Source organism: Rheinheimera pacifica (assembly GCF_024809855.1).
Lineage (GTDB): Bacteria > Pseudomonadota > Gammaproteobacteria > Enterobacterales > Alteromonadaceae > Alishewanella > Alishewanella pacifica_A.
This window is the reverse complement of the sequence record NZ_JANUEM010000002.1, coordinates 461,679-477,060: the sequence shown is the minus strand read 5'-3', so window position 1 is coordinate 477,060 and position 15,382 is coordinate 461,679. Positions and strand designations below refer to the sequence as shown.

Annotated in this window: 13 protein-coding genes; 11 read left to right on the top strand and 2 right to left on the bottom strand. The window is 48.0% G+C overall.

The window, feature by feature from the left end:
• Nucleotides 1-7 precede the first annotated feature (7 nt).
• A complete protein-coding gene (locus M2404_RS05040; RefSeq protein ID WP_259238627.1) occupies nucleotides 8-1,399 on the bottom strand; it encodes a PhoH family protein in 1,392 nt (463 codons plus the stop codon).
• A gap of 240 nt (nucleotides 1,400-1,639) precedes the next feature.
• Between M2404_RS05040 and rapA the strand changes: the two genes are divergently transcribed.
• The 5 genes from rapA to M2404_RS05015 all read left to right on the top strand — a co-directional run bounded on the left by rapA (nucleotide 1,640) and on the right by M2404_RS05015 (nucleotide 7,864).
• Nucleotides 1,640-4,552: an RNA polymerase-associated protein RapA gene (gene rapA, locus M2404_RS05035; RefSeq protein ID WP_259238626.1), complete on the top strand. Its 2,913-nt coding sequence runs from the start codon at nucleotides 1,640-1,642 to the stop codon at nucleotides 4,550-4,552.
• A gap of 2 nt (nucleotides 4,553-4,554) precedes the next feature.
• Nucleotides 4,555-5,193, top strand: a complete 639-nt coding sequence (locus tag M2404_RS05030; protein WP_405047773.1) for an RluA family pseudouridine synthase — start codon at nucleotides 4,555-4,557, stop codon at nucleotides 5,191-5,193.
• 170 nt (nucleotides 5,194-5,363) lie between these two features.
• Nucleotides 5,364-6,443 carry an OmpA family protein gene (locus M2404_RS05025; RefSeq protein ID WP_259238625.1) on the top strand — a complete coding sequence of 360 codons (1,080 nt, stop codon included), beginning with the start codon at nucleotides 5,364-5,366 and terminating at the stop codon, nucleotides 6,441-6,443.
• A gap of 212 nt (nucleotides 6,444-6,655) precedes the next feature.
• Complete coding sequence (locus M2404_RS05020) at nucleotides 6,656-7,015, top strand: hypothetical protein (protein ID WP_259238624.1); 360 nt, start codon at nucleotides 6,656-6,658, stop codon at nucleotides 7,013-7,015.
• A 114-nt stretch (nucleotides 7,016-7,129) separates the two neighbouring features.
• Nucleotides 7,130-7,864: an alpha/beta hydrolase family protein gene (locus M2404_RS05015; RefSeq protein ID WP_259238623.1), complete on the top strand. Its 735-nt coding sequence runs from the start codon at nucleotides 7,130-7,132 to the stop codon at nucleotides 7,862-7,864.
• Here the strand turns inward: M2404_RS05015 and djlA are convergent.
• Nucleotides 7,859-8,668, bottom strand: a complete 810-nt coding sequence (gene djlA, locus M2404_RS05010) for a co-chaperone DjlA (protein ID WP_259238622.1) — start codon at nucleotides 8,666-8,668, stop codon at nucleotides 7,859-7,861. The genes M2404_RS05015 and djlA overlap by 6 nt on opposite strands.
• A 139-nt stretch (nucleotides 8,669-8,807) precedes the next feature.
• Between djlA and lptD the strand changes: the two genes are divergently transcribed.
• From lptD to M2404_RS04980, 6 genes are read left to right on the top strand one after another with little or no spacing between them, the layout of a single operon-like run.
• Nucleotides 8,808-11,081 carry an LPS assembly protein LptD gene (gene lptD, locus M2404_RS05005; protein ID WP_259238621.1) on the top strand — a complete coding sequence of 758 codons (2,274 nt, stop codon included), beginning with the start codon at nucleotides 8,808-8,810 and terminating at the stop codon, nucleotides 11,079-11,081.
• Nucleotides 11,082-11,092: 11 nt separating this feature from the next.
• The gene (gene surA / locus M2404_RS05000; protein ID WP_259238620.1) at nucleotides 11,093-12,382 is read left to right on the top strand and encodes a peptidylprolyl isomerase SurA; all 1,290 of its coding nucleotides are present in this window, start codon (nucleotides 11,093-11,095) and stop codon (nucleotides 12,380-12,382) included.
• Nucleotides 12,382-13,377 carry a 4-hydroxythreonine-4-phosphate dehydrogenase PdxA gene (gene pdxA / locus M2404_RS04995; RefSeq protein WP_259238619.1) on the top strand — a complete coding sequence of 332 codons (996 nt, stop codon included), beginning with the start codon at nucleotides 12,382-12,384 and terminating at the stop codon, nucleotides 13,375-13,377. The genes surA and pdxA overlap by 1 nt, the downstream gene beginning before the upstream one ends.
• Nucleotides 13,370-14,182 carry a 16S rRNA (adenine(1518)-N(6)/adenine(1519)-N(6))-dimethyltransferase RsmA gene (gene rsmA / locus M2404_RS04990; RefSeq protein ID WP_259238618.1) on the top strand — a complete coding sequence of 271 codons (813 nt, stop codon included), beginning with the start codon at nucleotides 13,370-13,372 and terminating at the stop codon, nucleotides 14,180-14,182. The genes pdxA and rsmA overlap by 8 nt, the downstream gene beginning before the upstream one ends.
• Nucleotides 14,179-14,556: a Co2+/Mg2+ efflux protein ApaG gene (gene apaG, locus M2404_RS04985; protein WP_259238617.1), complete on the top strand. Its 378-nt coding sequence runs from the start codon at nucleotides 14,179-14,181 to the stop codon at nucleotides 14,554-14,556. The genes rsmA and apaG overlap by 4 nt, the downstream gene beginning before the upstream one ends.
• On the top strand, nucleotides 14,556-15,374 hold the full coding sequence (locus M2404_RS04980) for a symmetrical bis(5'-nucleosyl)-tetraphosphatase (protein ID WP_259238616.1): 819 nt from the start codon (nucleotides 14,556-14,558) through the stop codon (nucleotides 15,372-15,374). The genes apaG and M2404_RS04980 overlap by 1 nt, the downstream gene beginning before the upstream one ends.
• Nucleotides 15,375-15,382: the final 8 nt, after the last annotated feature.

Below are 15,382 nucleotides of genomic sequence, written 5' to 3'. Positions count from 1 at the left end.
ACCCGGCTTACAAATTAGCCTCCGCAAAAGATGCCAGGCGGCTACGTACCACACCATTTAAGTTAATAGTGGTACTGCCCTCAAAGTTTTTAAATCGTTCAACAATATAGGTTAAACCTGACGTTACTGCCGTTAAATAGTTACTGTCAATTTGCGACAAATTACCAGAGCAAATCAGCTTGGTTCCCTCACCACAGCGGGTAATTATGGTTTTTAATTGCGCCGCGCTTAAATTCTGGCACTCATCCAAAATAACTATCGCATTCTGAATACTGCGCCCACGCATAAAGTTAACTGACTTAAACTGAATATTGGCCTTTTCCATAATGTAATTGACGCTGGCATGCGGATGCTCATCTGTTTTGTGCAACACCTCCAGCGAATCTGTAATAGCGGCCAGCCAGGGTGCCATTTTTTCTTCCTCTGTACCGGGTAAAAACCCAATAGACTCAGCAATTTCCGGCGTATTGCGCGTAACAATAACTTTGTCATACATACCTTTTTCTATTACCAGCTCCAGCGCTGCAGCCAGGGCAATTAAGGTTTTACCGCAGCCTGCCGGGCCGGTCAGGATCACTAAATCCATCTGCGGATCTAACAGCGCCTGCATTGCCATCGCCTGATAGATATTCTTCGGATGAATCCCCCAGGCATGGCGGTGCATTAGGCGTTCATAGCCAAAATCGAGAATACGGATTTCTTTATCCGTTATTGCTACCACCTTGCCAGCAAAACCTTCAACCTCATCAATCAGATATTCATTAAGATAAGCATTGGGTAACACACTGCGGCTGACATAATGATAGGTTTCCCGGCCTTCATTTTCAGTGCGGCACTCACCAACCTGGCTCCAAAAATCTCCGGGGAATTTATAATAGCCTTTATATAAAAAGCGCACATCGTCAATCAGCTGGTCGGTACGATAGTCCTCTACCAGTTTTAAACCGGCGCCTTTGGCCTTCAACCGCATATTGATGTCTTTGGTAACCAGAATAACCTTCGTCGGGCTTTTTTCCCGTTGCAGATAAAGTGCAGTATTAATGATTAAGTGGTCATTCTCGCCGCCGGGCAAACCGGGAATTTCATCCGTAATATGATGATCATTAACAATAAGCAAATGCCCGCCCTGCTTTTGTTCGCCCTGGCGCGGCATTGCCACACCTTGCAACATCTGATCCGGTGACGCATCTTTTAGTACATCCTCCAGGGCCCGAATGGCAACCCTGGCATCACGGCTGACATCTTTGTTGCGATCTTTTATATGATCGAGCTCTTCCAGTACCGTCATCGGTATTACAACATCATGTTCTTGGAAATTAAGGAAGGCAAAAGGTTCGTGTAGCAGAATATTGGTGTCTAAAACGTAGATTTTCTTATCTTTACTTTTTCTTCGCGCCATACGGGGCTCCTCTTCGCCTGACACGGGCCTTTACCCGTGTCATAAAACAAGCATAGTGCAACTGATAAACTTTGCCTCAGCTTATGTAAAAATTTAACGTAACTTCAACCACTCATACTGTGCTGTTGTGGTATGTCAAACAGATGACAAAATACTCTGCACTATTTAATGCAAATACAGATGCAGCAAAACATGATTCCTAGTACCATAGCGCCCCCGTTTTAGCTGATAGGGTACAAGATGAAGTTTGCTCTGGGACAACGCTGGATTAGTGATACAGAATCCGATTTAGGTTTAGGCACCATAGTTGCGCTGGAAGGCCGCAATGTCACATTGCTGTTCCCTGCCAGCGGAGAAACCCGGCTTTACGCCCAGGCCGAAGCGCCATTAACCCGGGTACAATTTAATATCGGTGACGAAGTAGCAAGCGCAGACGGGTTTAAACTGCAAATCAGTGCTATCAAAACGCAGCATGACATTCTGGTATATTGCGGCAGCAGGCTGGATGATGGCAGCTACACCGAGCTGCGTGAAACTTTTCTGGATCACTTTATCAGCTTTAACCAGCCGCAAGACCGCCTGTTCGCCGGCCAGATAGACCGTTTCGACTGGTTTACTCTGCGTTATCAGGCCTGGCAACAGCTGCATTTACAACAAAAGAACCCGCTACGTGGCTTATCCGGCCCGCGAGTCAGCTTAATTGCCCATCAGTTACATATTGCCAACGAAGTGGCTCAGCGCCATGCACCACGGGTATTGCTGGCCGACGAAGTGGGCCTGGGTAAAACCATTGAAGCCGGTTTTATTATTCATCAGCAAATTATCAGTGGTTTAGCCAGCCGGGTCATGATAGTGGTGCCCGACTCGTTGCAACATCAGTGGCTGGTTGAGATGCTGCGCCGCTTTAATCTGCACTTTGCAGTATTTGATCAGGAACGCTGCGAGCAATCACTACTGGATAATCCTAACCCATTTGATACAGAACAACTGGTACTATGCAGCCTGGCATTTCTGAAAAACCAGCCACGCTGGCATCAGTTAGCCACACAAAGCCAATGGGGTTTATTAGTGGTGGACGAAGCTCACCACCTGCAATGGCATGAACAGACGCCAAGCGAAGAGTATCAGCGTGTCAGCGAACTGGCTGCCAATACCGCAGGCTTAATTCTGCTTACCGCCACCCCGGATCAGCTGGGCCATGAAAGCCACTTTGCCCGGCTAAAATTACTCGACCCGGCACGTTTTCACAGCTACAGCGCGTTTTTACAGGAAGAGCAAAGCTATCAGCATATTGCCGCTGTCGCCAAACCACTGTTAGCGCAGCGCAGCCTGAGCCAGAGTGAAGCCCAGGCACTGCAGCAGGGGCTGAATGAAAGCGATATTGCGGCTCAACTGGCCTCGCTCACCGATACCAGCAGTGATACAGACCAACAAAACGCAGCGCGCCAGCAATTACTGGCCCAGTTACTGGACCGCCACGGTACCGGCCGCATTTTATTCCGTAACAGCCGCGCCAGTGTTAAAGGTTTCCCTAAGCGCCAGGCCCGGCTCTACCCGCTTAGCCTGCCAGAGCAATATCAAAATGCACTGAAAGTGCATTTCAGCCTGAACCCGGCGTTGACAGAAGCTGAGCGTATTAGTGCGAACCTGTTTCCCGAGCAAGTCTTTCAGCAGTTAGATGCCCAAAGTAACTGGTGGCAGTTTGATCCCAGAGTAGAGCAACTGCTGCAATTGCTGAAACAACATAAACACGATAAATTTTTACTGATCTGTGCCCGGCCACAAACCGCTATTGCACTGGAAGAAGCCGTGCGGGTGCGTGAAGGCATCCGCGCTGCTGTATTTCATGAGGGCATGAGCATACTCGAGCGTGACAAAGCAGCAGCTTACTTTGCCCAGGAAGAGTACAGCGCCCAGTTGCTGCTGTGCTCAGAAATTGGCAGCGAAGGCCGTAACTTCCAGTTTGCCCATCATCTGGTGTTATTTGATTTGCCACTCAACCCGGACTTGCTGGAACAGCGCATTGGCCGTCTGGACCGTATCGGCCAGCGTGAAGATATTCAGATCCACCTGCCGTATTTTACCGGCCAGGCTCAGCAGGTACTGCTCGATTGGTATCAGCAGGGGCTAAACGCGCTGGAGCATACCTGCCAAACCGGCCGCACCGTATTTGAACAATTCGCATCACAGCTGCAACCGCTGCTGGCAGCACAAGATGCTGATGATAATGCCCTGCAACAGCTTATTGCTCAAACCAGCCAGTTTAATCAACAGTTAAAACAACAGCTGGAACAAGGCCGCGATCAACTGCTGGAAATAAACTCCGGTGGTGGTGCGGCAGCCAAAACACTGGTGGCAGAGCTGGAGGCGCAGGACAACGACACCGCCCTGCCCATGCTGATGTTTAAAGCCTGGGACATGCTGGGTATTAACCAGGAAGACCGCAGCGACACCAGTATTATTCTGACCCAGTCCGAGCATATGCACTGCGCCAGCTACCCGATGTTAAATGATGACGGCATTACCGTGACCTTTGACCGCGCAACAGCACTGGCAGAAGAAGATATCCAGTTACTAAGCTGGGATCACCCGATGGTACGCGGTACGCTGGACATTCTGACTACCGAAACACATGGCAGCAGCTCAGTGGCAATACTGGCGAATAAAGCTCTGCCGGTTGGTAGCTATTTGCTGGAGTTTATCTTTATTGCTGAAGCCAGTGCCCCTGTCGCATTGCAACTAAACCGCTATTTACCGGCAACACCATTACGTTTACTGCTGGATAAAAACGCCAACAACCTGTCGGCTAAAGTCAGCTTTGAGCAATTAAATAAGCAGTTAAAACCTGTTGGCCGCCAGACCGGCAGCAAGCTGGCAGGTGCGCTACAAAACTTAATTCATCCGTTAATTGCCAATGCTTCTGCTATGGCAGAACAACAGTTAGCCGATATTATGCAAGCCGCACAACAATGTGCAGCGCAAGCACTGAACGAACAACAGCAACGCCTCAGTGCCCTGCGTAAATATAACCCGTCAGTACGACAGGATGAACTTGATGCACTGGCAGCACAGCAACAACAGCTAGCCGGATACATCAGTAAAGCGCGGCTGAAACTTGATGCCATCCGCCTTATTGTTGTCAGCCACGACTGATTATGTTGCTGGAGTACAAGCCACCAACGTCGCCTTATCTGGATATCTTGTATCAGGATGACGCCCTGGTGGTATTTAACAAGCCCAGTGGCCTGCTGACAGTACCTGGTAAAGCACCCGAGCACAAAGACAGCCTCGAGTATCGCGCGCGGTTGGTCTGGCCCGGTGTGCGCATAGTACACCGGTTAGATATGGCAACGTCTGGCATTGTCGTGATGGCATTGACGGCCAACAGCCAGCGTGAACTTAACCGCCAGTTTCAACAACGTGAAACAGAGAAATATTATATTGCGCGGGTTAGTGGACGGGTTGAAGCAGACAGCGGCAGTATAAACCTGCCATTAATCTGCGACTGGCCAAACCGGCCAAAGCAAAAAGTCTGCTTTGAATATGGTAAGCCATCACTGACACATTATCAGGTGTTACACCGGGAAGAACATTGTAGCCGGTTAAAGTTAACACCGGTAACCGGCCGCTCGCATCAGTTACGGGTACACATGCAATGGCTGCAACACCCCATACTCGGCGACAAATTTTATGGTAATACAAAGGGCAGGCTGCAATTACATGCCGAAAAACTGGTTATTACCCATCCTACATCAGGCCAACGATTACATTTTATTACTAAAAGTCCTTTTTAATAAGATATTCCTGTATTTATTAACCCACGGTTCAGATAAGTGGTATATCATATGCAAATACAAATAAGATTTTTAGTTAATAGAAATTAATTTCTATCTACAAAAAAATCAAAAATCAACTTATAATAACTTAATTGTTAAAAGTGTCAGTGTAGTCTAAGGAGATATGGATGAAACTTAATAAAACTTTTCTGGCTGTAGCAACAGCTCTACCATTGTTCAGCTTTGCAGCAAATGCAGATACTGTAACTGCAGCTGATCTGAAAGAGCGTGTATTTGGTTCTTTGTTTGGCGAGTATTACATGCCGGATACAAAGAAAACTGAATCTCCAGATTGGAATTATATGGAGAAAGATTGGGGTTACGGCGTTGAGTTAGGTTATTACCTGACTGAGCAATGGGCCATCCGTGCAGAATATGCCCGCATGGAATTACAATCAAAACTGGATGGTTCAGATGTTAACGGTAACCGCTATGGTTTAGATGTAATGTATCATCTGCCACAGTTATCTTCTGTTTATCTGGTTGGTGGTTTAAAACGTTTCGATGCTGCTCAAAATACCACAGCGTTTAATGTGGGTTTGGGTTACAAACACTTCTTCAACCAGAATTTCGCGTTATATGCTGAAGCTAACCGCTATCAGGGTATTGACGAATCATACGGTGACGCAGGTATCAAACTGGGTATGACTTATGCTTTTGGTTCTCCTGCTGAAAAAGCGGCACCAACACCTGCACCAGCCCCGGTAGCGCCTGTTCAGGCGGCACCGGTAGATTCTGACGGTGATGGCGTGCCAGACAGCATGGATAAGTGTGCAAACACCCCTGCAAACCATAAAGTAGATGCAACCGGCTGTACTATTTTTGAAGAGAAAATGGCAGCGGTTGGCGATGTTGATATCGAAGTTCGCTTCGCATTCGATTCTGCCGCTATTCCGGCTAACAAAATTTCTGACGTAGAAGGCCTGGGTGCATTTATGCAACGTTTCCCAGAGTCAACGGTAATGATTGAAGGTCACGCATCTAACATCGGTAACCCGACGTACAACATGCGTTTATCTGAGCGCCGTGCTAACTCTGTTGCAGATATCCTGAAGAACAAGTTTAACATTGCTCCTTCACGTATCAGCGCTGTAGGTTACGGTGTAACACGTCCACGCGTTGAAGGTAATACTTCTGCAGCTCACGCCGCTAACCAGCGTATTGAAGCTAAAGTAACAGCGACAATTAAAGAGCCTGTACTGCGTTAATTTAAGTTTTCCAGAAAAAAGCCGCTGTAAATCAGCGGCTTTCTTATTTTGTCGTCCGCTTAGTAAAAAACAGGCTGCACCTTGTAAAAAAGCTGTGCTAGCATGTCGCCGTGCGCTGGTGATGCCACAGTGATATGACAGCCAGTCTGTCTTGATTGTCTGAAAAACTGCAACAGGGAAGAAAATGCTGCTTTTCAGGTCTGGAGTCTGTTATGTCAAATTATTATCGGCCACTTCGTTTGTGGTGCTATGCCAGCGTACTCTGCTGTTTTACTACATCTGCAGAGCAGGTGCCTGTTATTGTCAGCCTGATGGACAATTCTCACGTTTGCAATTCAGAGACAGAAACTGCCCGCCTGGCAGAAAATGAACAACTACAGGAAATGGCACGGGCGTTGGTAGAGTTTAAGGCAACAAAATTCTGTTTTATTCTGCCCTCAGCAGCCTCAGTGCAAGTATTAGAACAACACGCGGCTTATATAAAGTTCGACTATAAATCGCAAATTCTTTATACCTTCGCTAAATATGTACAGGTGCAAACCCAGGTACTTGCCCAGGAAAAAACCCATTAACACGAGCAACCCCGTTAAAGACTTATCCCGGCCAGCCGATAATGGATTATTCGCTGCAAACAAGGCCAGCTTATGCCTTACCTACTTGTTGGACTTCTAATTGCAATACTTGGCATGGCAGCTGGCAGCTATGCCAGCCAGATAACTCCTGAGCAAGCCTTAACTGCAGATCTGAACCGGCAGTTACCAGCGTATGAGCAAACAGAACAAACGGTAAACGGCAGTACGTTTTTACTGCTGCAACGTGAGAATATGACCAGCTTTACCAAAGGCACGGCTATATTGGTTCCTGATTGGTCTCAACATGCGGCAAGCCCGAAACATATTGATCATTTACGCCAACAACTCAATGACTATGGCTGGCATACGCTGGCCATTATGCCCCCCTCTTACCCAGAGCATCCGCTGAGCGAAGAGATTCTGCAGCAGTATCAACTGAGCCTGAAAGCCCGAATGGAAGCCGCACAACACACTGCAGAGCAACAATCAGGGGTCAGTATAGTTATTGCACAGGGCAGCAGTGCTGCCGTACTCAACCGCTTATATGCCAGCAAACAACTGCAAGAACCAGCGGCATTTATTATGCTGGGCGCCTACCTGCCGGATCAGGAACTCAACCGGCAGTTGGCCAAAGCTGTGGCATCCCATCAGATCCCAACTCTGGATATTAATCATCAATATGATAATCCATATGTCAGCAGTCAATTGAAACTGCGCCAGCAACTGGCGAAAAAACAGCTTAAGGCCATTTATCGTCAACGCCAGATTGTCGGTTCCGGTTACCATTACGATGAGCAAGAATGGGTATTGCAGGAAATATACGGCTGGCTTACTTCAGTCGGCTTATAATTTACTACGGTTTCTGTGTTGTTTTATCAGCTCATAAGCAGCCTGAATGTCCTGGGTTCTGCGTTTTGCCACCTCCAGCATCTCTGCCGGTACACCTTGCGCCATCAGCTTATCCGGATGATGCTGCGCCATTAACTTACGGTACGCTTTCTTTAATACCGCATCACTGACAGACTCTTCTACATCAAGTACTTTATAAGCGTCTGTAAGGCTGTGCCTTGTGCTGTTGGCTGGTTGATTACGCCCGGCAAAGCGACTCTGCGCCTGAAATGCCATAATTAACGCATCCAACTGCACACTGCTGAAATTTAAATGCCCGGCCACCTGCTGCAATAACGCATATTGCTCTGCAGTCATCTGGCCGTTAACACAAGCGGTATTGATCTGAATTTCAACAAACAGCTGTAACACGTCGCGCCGCCGCCGGTAAGCCTGATAAAAACTGTTTAACTGCGGCTGAAGTGGAAAACTTACCGCCTTACCGTCCCGAAATGCCGCCTGAGCTTCTTTTTGCTGGGCCGCCGTTAAACCGAGCTGGTTCATAAACTGCGTAGCCTGGCTGATATGAGCCGAGGTAACCACTCCGGTAGCTTTGGCAACATGGCCCATGGTCGCAAAAGTGGTATAGCGAAATAACGCCTGTTCATCAAGATTATCGTTAAACAGGCCAGTAAAACCGCCATTTTTCTCAAACTGTTGCTTAAAAGCCCGATCAAACCAATGGCCGATAAGTATGCCGATCAACAGGCCAGGCAGTTTCAGTAAAGCCAAGCCAAACAAGGCCCCGAGAATTTTACCCCACACAATCAAACCCTTTTGTCACAACGAGATTATCGACTGCACGCACTATATCGGATTAGCAGGATTTCTAAAATTGATTTATCATAGCAAGTCCTTTGTACACCTGATAATGTTAACCTTTACCTAAGGCAAGAGTAGCTGCATGAAGCATGGTTTAGCGGTATTTTTTTTCGTTCCGGTTGGTGCTGTCTGCTTTGACAGCCATGCTCAAACTCCGCCAACAGCTATGTGTTATGCACCAGTTCAGCCTCCTGCTGCCTTTAACCAGCTAAATGCAAAAGATCCGGCAATCCGTATCAGCTCAGACAATGTTAATTTATCGGGTAATCAAACAGCTGAGTTCACTGGTAATGTTGAAATAAGCTATCGGGATACGTTGTTAATTGCCCCTAAAGCTAACTTCAGCAGCAGCCAGCAAACCGTGTTAGCTGCTGGCGGTATCGAATACTTTAACAGCGCCATTCAGGTTAGTGGTTCAGAATTCAGCGCTGATCTAAATAATGATAAAGCCAGCCTTAGTGATGCCAACTACCGGTTTTTAGCTCAGGCGGGCCGTGGCTATGCAGCGGAGCTTACTGCTACAGAACAACTGCTGACATTAGACAGCGCCTTATTCACTACCTGCCCGGTTGACGATAACAGCTGGGCCCTGCACGCCAGCGAAATTCGTATTGAAGAAAATGAAGGCTGGGGCGAAGCCCGCAATGCGGTATTTAAAATTAAAGATATTCCGGTATTTTATCTGCCTTACCTGACATTTCCGGTTAATGAGAACCGGCGCAGTGGTCTGTTGTTGCCCAAAATAAGTAACTCGCAACGTTTAGGCCTGGATCTTGAGCAACCCTATTACCTTAATCTGGCAGAAAACTATGATATGACGCTGACGCCGCGTTATATGAGTAAGCGCGGTGCCCAGCTTAAATCTGAGTTTCGCTATCTGACAGAGCAACACCGCGGTAATTTACAGCTGGAGTATTTGCATTCTGACGATGAAAAACCTTCAGATTTTGGCAGCCGTTATCTGAGCCACATCAGCCATTTAAGCGACTTTACTTCTGAGATAAGAGGTTACATCGACTTTACCGACGTGAGCGATGACGCCTATTTAACCGAGTTAGGTTCAGACTACAGCAACCAGAGCGATACCCAATTACTACGTCAGGCGGCATTAAGTTATTACGGTACTCAGGTACACTCACACCTGAAAGTACAGGGTTTTGAAGTATTAGGTAACTATAACAATGCTTACAGCACCTTACCCGAGCTTAGCCTGAGTTCAGCCAAACCATACAGCCTGCTGCCAAATGTTAATTTTAACTGGCAGGCGCAATACGCTCATTTTGAAAACAGCACTGCGCAAATCACCAACGCTGACCGTTTGCATATTGAGCCCGGTATTGAAATTCCGTTTATTACACCGGCACTCGAACTTACTGCTCAAGCCAGCCTGATGTATACCTATTATCAGCAAGACTTTGATGACAATAGCATCGATTACATCAGTAGTTCGGTTACCCGTACCATACCTAAAGTACGGTTACATTCGCGCATCAACTTTGAACGCGAATACGACTGGTTTGGTGAACCTGCACTACATACATTTGAGCCACAGATCCAATACCTTTATATCCCCTACCGGGATCAGAGTAATATTGGTTTGTACGACACCACCCGCCTGCAGGACGATTACTACGGCCTGTTCCGGGAAAACCGCTATTCAGGCCTGGACCGGATTAATCAAGCAAACCAACTGACAGTAGGCTGGACGACCCGTTTCTACGATAACATTGATAACGAGTTGTTTCGTTTCAGCCTCGGGCAGATTTTCTTTCTGTCAGATCCCAAGCTACAACCAGACAAAACAGATATTGCTGACGATCTGACGTCAGCAGAATCTATGCTGGCTGCTGAGATGATTTGGCACTGGTTCAGTAAGTGGTATTTCAGTACTGCCGTGCAGTACGACATCGACAGCGAGCAATTAATCAAAAGCAATGCATCACTGGACTACCGCGGCAGCGGTAAAAGCCTGTTTCAGTTGAACCATAGATACAGCCGGGCAGTCTCAGGTCAGGAAATCCAGCAAATGGGCGTACTGGGTACTATGCCGGTAAGCGACAGCTGGCAACTGGTGGGTACTTACTATCGGGATGTGACGAATCATCGTATGATAGATGCCAGCTTTGGTGTGCAATACGAATCATGCTGCTGGGCCGTACGCCTGGTAGCCAGACGTCAGATACTGACTGATCTTGAGCTGCCGGTTGATGCTTTTGATACCGCCAGCGGGCTGGATAGCAGCATTGGATTACAGTTTGTCCTTAAAGGCTTTGGTGACAGTGCCGGTTTCGGTGTAACCGACATGCTGTCCAACGGTATTTTCAGCTACCGCAAGCCATACTTATTAACTAATTGATGTAGGAATTTATGAAGCTATCACAACTTATCTGTGCCGCCTTATTATGCGGCTTCAGCTGCAGCAGCCTTGCTGCTGAGCGTGAAATAGACCGGGTAGCGGTTATTGTTGATAACAGCGTAGTGCTGGAAAGTGACATTAACGATATCGTTGAACGGGTAAAACGTAATGCCGCCAGTCAGGGCCAAACCTTGCCGTCTGATGCCGCTTTACGTACCCAGGCATCAGAACGTCTGATTATGACAAATTTGCAACTGCAAATGGCGCAGCGTATGGGTTTGCAGATAAGCGATGCTCAGTTGGATGACACCATCAGAAATATAGCGCAAAGCGAAAACCTGTCGCTTGATGCTTTTCGCCAGCAGGTAATTGCAGAAGAAGGCAACTACGAGCGCTTTCGTGAACGTTTGCGTGAAGAAATGATCACTGGCGAAGTGGTCAGGGCCAACGTACAGCGCCGCGTTTATATCAGCCCGCAGGAAGTAGACACCCTGCTTAAACTGATGGAAGAGCAAGGCGCCAGTAACGAGCAATACAATTTAGGCCATATCCTAATCTCCATTCCCAGCCAGGCCACGTCAGACGATATTAACGATGCTAAAGATCGGGCAGACAAAGTAATGGAACTGCTGCGCAGCGGCAGTGACTTCAAACGTATCGCTATTGCGTCCTCATCAGGTGCCAATGCTCTTGAAGGCGGTGATTTAGGTTGGATGAACATTAATGAAATGCCCACGTTGTTCTCAGAAGCTATTCGTGGCCGCAAGAAAACCGATATTGTTGGCCCTCTGCGTTCCGGCGCAGGCTTCCATATTCTAACTATCTTTGACATACGCGGTGAGAATGTCGCCGAAATTAACGAAGTAAAATCACGGCATATCTTAATTAAACCTTCAATTATCCTGAGTGAAGATCGTGCCCGCACCATGCTAACTGAGTTTGCTGCCAAGCTACGTGCCGGCGAAGCCGACTTTGCTGAATTGGCCAAACAACATTCTGAAGATCCGGGCTCTAAACTGAACGGCGGCGATTTGGGCTGGAGCGAACCAGATGTATTTGTTCCTGCATTTCGCGATACGTTAAACCGGTTACAGGTTAATGAAATCAGCGAGCCGTTCAGAACAGAACATGGCTGGCATATTGCCCAGGTATTGGAAAAACGTACGGTAGACGCCACTGCAGATAAAAAACGCCAGCAGGTATACCGGATGATTTTCAACCGCCGTTATAACGAAGAGTCTGCTAACTTTTTACGCGAACTGCGTGCTGATGCTCATATTGAAGTAAGGTCAGAAGGCTGATGACACTGCGAATTGGCATTACACCGGGGGAACCGGCAGGCATAGGGCCAGATTTAGTTATTACCCTTGCCCAGCAGGCGTGGCCGGTAGAGCTGGTTGTATGTGCCAATGCCGCCTTGTTAACTGAGCGCGCCGCCCAACTCGGGCTGGCGCTGAACATTATCCCCTACGATGCCCAAGCAACACCCCAACCACAACAGGCCGGCACACTGACGGTAGCAGACTTTGCCCTGGCAGAGCCGGTTATTGCCGGCACGCTTAATGTTGCCAATGGCCGTTATGTAGTTGATACCCTGACATTCGCCGGCGAAAAATGTATCAGCAGTGAATTTGCCGCCATCGTAACCGGCCCGGTGCACAAAGGCATTATTAATCAGGCTGGCATTCCTTTTAGCGGCCATACTGAATTCTTTGCGTTGCAATCCAATACCCCTTATGTGGTTATGATGCTGGCAACAGAAGGCCTGCGCGTTGCTCTGGCCACCACACATATTCCGTTAGCCTATGTGGCAAAAGCCATTACCAGAGAACGTTTACTGAAAGTGCTGACGATACTGCATCAGGATTTGCAGCAAAAATTTGCTATAGCGGCCCCCAGAATTTACGTATGTGGCCTTAACCCTCACGCCGGGGAAGATGGCCACCTTGGCAGAGAAGAGCTGGATATTATTATCCCCACCCTGAATGAACTGCGGGCTCAGGGCATGCAGCTGATAGGGCCGTTACCGGCAGATACATTGTTTCAGAGCAAATATCTGGATCATGCCGATGCCGTGCTGGCCATGTACCATGATCAGGGTTTGCCGGTACTCAAGCATAAGGGCTTTGGCCGTTCTGTTAATATCAGCCTTGGCTTGCCGTTAATCCGAACGTCGGTTGATCACGGTACCGCACTGGATTTAGCCGGCACAGGCAAAGCCGATGCTGGCAGTTTATTTCACGCAGTTAATCAGGCTATTACACTGGCCACTAAAACGACGACTCTACATGACTGATAATGTACATTTAGGCCACCGCGCCCGTAAACGCTTTGGCCAAAACTTCCTGCATGACCCCCAGGTAATAGGCCGTATTGTTAAAGCCATAGCACCTAAACCAAACGATTTACTGGTTGAGATTGGCCCGGGCCTGGGTGCGCTGACGGAACCCGTTGCCGAAGCTGCAGGCCATCTGACCGTTATCGAATTAGACAGAGATCTGGCTGAGCGTTTGGTGCAGCACCCAACGCTGGCCGCTAAACTGACAGTACATCAGGCCGATGCCATGAAATTTGATTTCACTGCATTGGCACAGGAAGGTAAAAAACTAAAAATCTTTGGCAACTTACCCTATAACATTTCTACGCCGTTGTTATTTCACCTGTTCCAGTACGCAGACTTGATTGAAAACATGCATTTTATGCTGCAAAAAGAAGTGGTGCAGCGTATGACTGCAATTCACGGTAGTAAAGCATTTGGCCGTTTAAGCGTCATGACACAATACTATTGTGAAGCCATGCCGGTAGTAGAAGTGGGGCCTGGCGCATTTAAACCCGCTCCCAAAGTTGATTCTGCCGTTGTACGCTTACTGCCACGCGCCGTAGCTGAGCGTGCTGCAGTGCCTGCAGAAGTGCTAAACCGGGTGTGTCTGGAAGCATTTAACCAACGGCGCAAAACAATTCGTAATTGCTTTAGCAATTTTGCCAGTGCTGAGCAATTAGAGCAGTTAGGGCTTAATCCCGGCCAGCGCCCGGAGCAACTTGCCGTGGCCGACTTTGTGCGCGTAGCCCAATGGCTGCAACAGCAGGAATCAGCAGTATGACATCACATTTTAACGTCCCGGTAGAAGTTGAAACCTACTACATTGCTGCACAGTCAGATCCTGCCGCTGAACGGTATGTATTTGCTTATACTATTACCATTCGCAATCACAGCAGCGAGTCGATACAACTGTTAAGACGTTACTGGTTAATTACCGATGCCAACGGTAAACAAACTGAAGTTGAAGGCGAAGGCGTTATCGGTGAGCAGCCTCATCTGGCTCCCGGCGGCAGCTATCGTTATACCAGCGGCGCAGTACTGGAAACGCCGGTTGGCACTATGCAGGGCCACTATGAAATGATGACTACCCAGCAAGAGCGCTTTCATGCCGCTATTCCGCTGTTTCGTCTGGCTATGCCAAACATTCTTAACTAATGGCTACCTACGTTATTGGTGATTTACAAGGCTGCTACGATGCTTTGCAACGCCTGCTTGAACATATCAATTATAACCCGCAGCAGGATCAACTCTGGTTTTGTGGTGATCTGATAGCCAGAGGCCCGCAGTCACTTGAATGCCTTACTTTTGTTAAAGGATTAGGTGACAAGGCCGTTACAGTACTTGGCAACCACGATCTGCACTTTATTGCCTGCCATTATGGCCTGAGCACTGTTAAGCAACAGGATAAATTGCAACCACTGCTCGACAGCCCGCAGCGGGAAGAACTGGTGCAGTGGTTAAGCCAGCAACCATTGCTGCATTTCAGTGCTGATCAGCGTTTTATGATGGTCCATGCCGGCCTGGCGCCGGAATGGCAACTGGACGATGCTATTGTTGCTACCACAGCCGTGCAACAATTACTGCAACGCGACCCGGTAACGTTATTAAGCAGTATGTACGGTAACAAACCCGAACGCTACCGCGAGGCAACATCAGACGAACAACGCTGGCGTTTCACGATTAACAGTTGCACCCGGATGCGGTTTTGCCGTCAGGATGGTTCGCTTGAACTAAAAGAAAAAGGCCACCCGAGGAATCAAACTCAACTGGTGCCCTGGTATGAATTCTGGCGCACAAAAACACATCCTGAACTGTTCTTTGGTCACTGGGCTGCATTAAATGGTTATAGTCCGATAGCAAATATTCATGCACTTGACACCGGTTGTGTCTGGGGTAATGCGTTAACTGCATATTGTATTGATACACAACAACGTTATAGTGTAGCAGGGGTAACTCGAAACCTGTATATTTAACGGCGTTG

Bases quoted from the DNA above. Each gene is read 5' to 3' on its own strand.
- M2404_RS05040 (WP_259238627.1), bottom strand. From the start codon at position 1,399: ATGGCGCGAAGAAAAAGTAAAGATAAGAAAATCTACGTTTTAGACACC.
- rapA (WP_259238626.1), top strand. From the start codon at position 1,640: ATGAAGTTTGCTCTGGGACAACGCTGGATTAGTGATACAGAATCCGAT.
- M2404_RS05030 (WP_405047773.1), top strand. From the start codon at position 4,555: ATGTTGCTGGAGTACAAGCCACCAACGTCGCCTTATCTGGATATCTTG.
- M2404_RS05025 (WP_259238625.1), top strand. From the start codon at position 5,364: ATGAAACTTAATAAAACTTTTCTGGCTGTAGCAACAGCTCTACCATTG.
- M2404_RS05020 (WP_259238624.1), top strand. From the start codon at position 6,656: ATGTCAAATTATTATCGGCCACTTCGTTTGTGGTGCTATGCCAGCGTA.
- M2404_RS05015 (WP_259238623.1), top strand. From the start codon at position 7,130: ATGGCAGCTGGCAGCTATGCCAGCCAGATAACTCCTGAGCAAGCCTTA.
- lptD (WP_259238621.1), top strand. From the start codon at position 8,808: ATGAAGCATGGTTTAGCGGTATTTTTTTTCGTTCCGGTTGGTGCTGTC.
- surA (WP_259238620.1), top strand. From the start codon at position 11,093: ATGAAGCTATCACAACTTATCTGTGCCGCCTTATTATGCGGCTTCAGC.
- pdxA (WP_259238619.1), top strand. From the start codon at position 12,382: ATGACACTGCGAATTGGCATTACACCGGGGGAACCGGCAGGCATAGGG.
- rsmA (WP_259238618.1), top strand. From the start codon at position 13,370: ATGACTGATAATGTACATTTAGGCCACCGCGCCCGTAAACGCTTTGGC.
- apaG (WP_259238617.1), top strand. From the start codon at position 14,179: ATGACATCACATTTTAACGTCCCGGTAGAAGTTGAAACCTACTACATT.
- M2404_RS04980 (WP_259238616.1), top strand. From the start codon at position 14,556: ATGGCTACCTACGTTATTGGTGATTTACAAGGCTGCTACGATGCTTTG.